Consider the following 3,467-nt stretch of genomic DNA (forward strand, 5'->3'; position numbering starts at 1 on the left):
ATTTTTTCTTACTCTAACTTAGCAAAAATATCTATAATACACGAGCCAAAGTGATTCTTTCTACGACAATAAACAGCTTATATTAAGTGGATTAGTCAAGAGCAGCAAGAAAACAATTATTTAAATTTAGTTCCTATTTTACAGTAAGAAGTGTTGGCTATTTTTAAGAAACAATCACACCGCTGATTTTTTTATGGACCAATATTGCGTAACTATCGGACATGCCTGAAACATAAGCACAAACTCCTAAAATACGATCATACAAAGAATCTGAGGCATGTTTAAATTCTTGTGGCAACAACATAAACGTTAGCTTGTCGTAATTTGACGCTTTACCCAAATAAGTATTGTTTACCGCATTGATAAAAACCTCTAACAAATCTGCTAAAACTTTGTAGCCTGCTACTTCTTTTTCTAAAACACTCTTGCTATTGTATATCTTGTCGATACTGATATTGATAATGTCGTTAATCTGTGCTTCATACTTACACCTGTCTAACAAAGACTTATCAAAAGACCCCTCTAAGATAGCTGTTTCATTTTCAATAAAGATAGTCGCTGCTTCATCAATTAAAGTGCTAATGGCCAGGGCACGTAAATAACTTACCCTATCTTTTTTAAGCCCTAAGGAATGATACTTTTTAATATCAATTTTGTGCTGCACCAATTTAATCATATACTCTAAAGCAAACTCTTCATCAACCAAACCTAGATTGATACCGTCTTCAAAATCGATAATGGTGTAACAAATATCGTCAGCAGCTTCTACCAAATATGCCAAAGGGTGTCTAAAATATGAAATATCTTGACCCGATCTCATTTTCTTTAAACCTAAATTTTCGGCAACATCAACAAACTTTTCTTTCTCAGACTGAAAGCATCCAAATTTTTTATCAACAACATGATTGGTCGCTTTTTTCGGCAAGGACTCTTTTGGATACTTCATAAAGGCTCCTAATGTCGCGTAGGATAATCTTAATCCATCTTGAACACCTAGGCCATCCTGTGTTAAAATTTTAAAACCATTTGCGTTTCCTTCAAAATCAATTAGATCCTGCCATTCTTTAGCCGATAAATCACTTTTAAATCTAAGTCCTTTACCAGAGTTAAAATATTCCCCTATGGACTGTTCTCCACTGTGACCAAAAGGAGGGTTTCCAATATCATGAGATAAAGCTGCAGCAGCGACGATAGAACCAAAATCGTTAAATGTGTAGCCCAAATCTGTTAAATGTGGATGCCTTTTTAACAACTGTTTACCTACAACTCTTCCTAAAGAACGTCCCACCACGGAAACTTCCATACTATGGGTTAGTCTTGTATGTACAAAATCAGTGTCAGATAATGGGATCACTTGTGTTTTATCTTGTAAACTTCTAAACGGAGAAGAAAAGACAATTCTATCAAAATCTACTTCAAACCCAAGTCTAGTTTCATCTTGATCTTTTCTAAAGCGCTTATCAGTATCTCCTGCTCTTTTTAACGATAATAATTGTTCCCAGTTCATGTTTAAAATTTGTATGATAACCCAATTAACGCTTGTGCTCTTTGCACCTGATAGTTGGTGTATAATTCGTAATTATTATTTAATATGTTGTACAGATTGAAATGTGCTTTTAACTTTTTATTGACTTCATATCCTGTCTTTAAATTCAAATCTAAAAAACCTCGTAGTTTTACCGTTTCGTTTTCCACCAAACTATATCTTCCATTTACATAATTAATCCCTAATTGAGAAACCCAATTGCCCTTATGAAAGTTAACATAGGATGATAATTCAACTCCAGACATATTCCATGCCTTATTTTGGGTTTCTGTCTCAAAATTATTTAGCACAAATAAACCTCCTACTTTAAAATATGCAGAAAGAAGGGTTTCTACGTTTGCTTTAAAGGAAAGTATATTTACATCGTCATAAACCACGCCAAAACTATTCCCTCTCTCGTAAGCCTTTTTGACCATATCTTTACGACTGTTGTATAAAAACAATGGTTGATTGTTAATACTTCTATAACTTCCCTCTAACTCATACCTTATGTTTTTTGACAAAGAACCATCCAATCCCGTAAACAAATCGAAAAAAACATGAGTAGTTTCGATTGATAACGTTGGAGACACAAACGGATTCTCTGAAACTAAACTCGCGTAAGAATTCTGATTTAACTCGCTTCTAACCCCACCCCTTAAGCTCATAATATCTTTGATCAAAGCCACATCAATTTGCACCTTTGGCAAAAGCAAAAAGTTGGTTTTAGCTTTCTCTTGACTACTATTTAAATACAACCCTAATGAAGTAGTCATCTTAAAATCAGTAGTTTTATATCTGTATGACGGTGTAATCCCAATATTGAAAAAACTATAATTGATACTGGATGGATTGTCAAAACTTTGATCGAAATGTCCGTTTAAATATTGAACGTCAACTTTTGCTTGAATGTGATTCCCAAGTAGCGTATGGTTTAATTCAGTTTCAACATTGAGGTTAACTTCAGAACTGTTCATATCGTCTGAAAAAAACCGAAGCGAGGGAGTAATGTTCTGTAAAAAAACATTCTTATAATTGACCTTTCCTGCAAAGCTAAAATCTTTATATGTCTGTTGTATGTTTTTATTTCCGTTATCTATACTAGTAGCATTAGGTAGTCCATACCAATGCACTACATTATTCTGAAAATTAATCTCTGCTCTCCAATCTAATTTCTTCTCTTCTTTAGCTAGGTAAAGATCTAAATCTAATTTCCATTGACCATTGTCTACCTGTTTGTTGTTGATCCCATTTTGTGTATGGTAACTTGTAAGACCAATTCCGTATTGAATAGCTTTTTTATTTTTTTTGGGCTGTATAAAGAACTCAAACTCACTATTCCCATAACTTCCAGTAGCACCATAAACATAATTGTAAAAATTGGTTGGTTTTGATTCATCAATATTTACATAGATCACTTTCTTGGGTGTAGGTATAAAATCTGACAGAACAACTTTTGATTTGGTTTGATAGGTAATCTCCTTTTTTTCAAAATATACGTTTGCCTCTGGAGATGTTTTTAACTTAAAGACATCCGAAAGTGTTGGCCTAAATGAAAACTCTACGACTACCTCTTCTTTTTTAATTTCTTTTTGTTCGTCTTGTGCAAAGGCAACAAAAACAGTCATTAACAATAAGAATACCATGCATTGTTTTTTCATCATATTTTAATTTATACTTCTGAGATCAGTTCGTTTTTCTTTATTTTTAAAGCTTTTGTTGTTGCTTCATATGCATTGACTTCACCATTGGTCTCGTTTATTTTGTACTCTAGTAATAATCTTTGGGTTTCCTGCATTATCTCTTTAAATTCAGTAGCATTTTTAATCAAATTATTCAAAATAAAATTAGCTTGAAAATCATCTTTTAACGCATGAAAGTTTTTTGCCATGAGTAACAATCCTCTAACTCCCCAATATTTATAGCCTTGAAATTCTCTAGC

3 protein-coding genes are annotated in these 3,467 nt (G+C 33.0%); all 3 read right to left on the reverse strand.

Annotated elements, in window-relative coordinates:
- Positions 1 to 163: 163 nt before the first annotated feature.
- Positions 164 to 1,507, reverse strand: coding sequence for a deoxyguanosinetriphosphate triphosphohydrolase (locus tag ABF281_RS08940; RefSeq protein WP_347181331.1), 1,344 nt, complete (start codon positions 1,505 to 1,507; stop codon positions 164 to 166).
- A 2-nt stretch (positions 1,508 to 1,509) separates the two neighbouring features.
- A complete protein-coding gene (locus ABF281_RS08945) occupies positions 1,510 to 3,189 on the reverse strand; it encodes a hypothetical protein (RefSeq protein WP_347181332.1) in 1,680 nt (559 codons plus the stop codon).
- A gap of 8 nt (positions 3,190 to 3,197) precedes the next feature.
- Positions 3,198 to 3,467: hypothetical protein (locus ABF281_RS08950; protein ID WP_347181333.1), on the reverse strand; the 270-nt coding region annotated here is incomplete at its 5' end.

Origin of the sequence: Wenyingzhuangia sp. (assembly GCF_039768515.1) — a bacterium.
Taxonomy (GTDB): domain Bacteria; phylum Bacteroidota; class Bacteroidia; order Flavobacteriales; family Flavobacteriaceae; genus Wenyingzhuangia.

Coding starts and splice junctions, on each gene's coding strand:
- ABF281_RS08940 (WP_347181331.1), bottom strand. CDS start 1,507: ATGAACTGGGAACAATTATTATCGTTAAAAAGAGCAGGAGATACTGAT.
- ABF281_RS08945 (WP_347181332.1), bottom strand. CDS start 3,189: ATGATGAAAAAACAATGCATGGTATTCTTATTGTTAATGACTGTTTTT.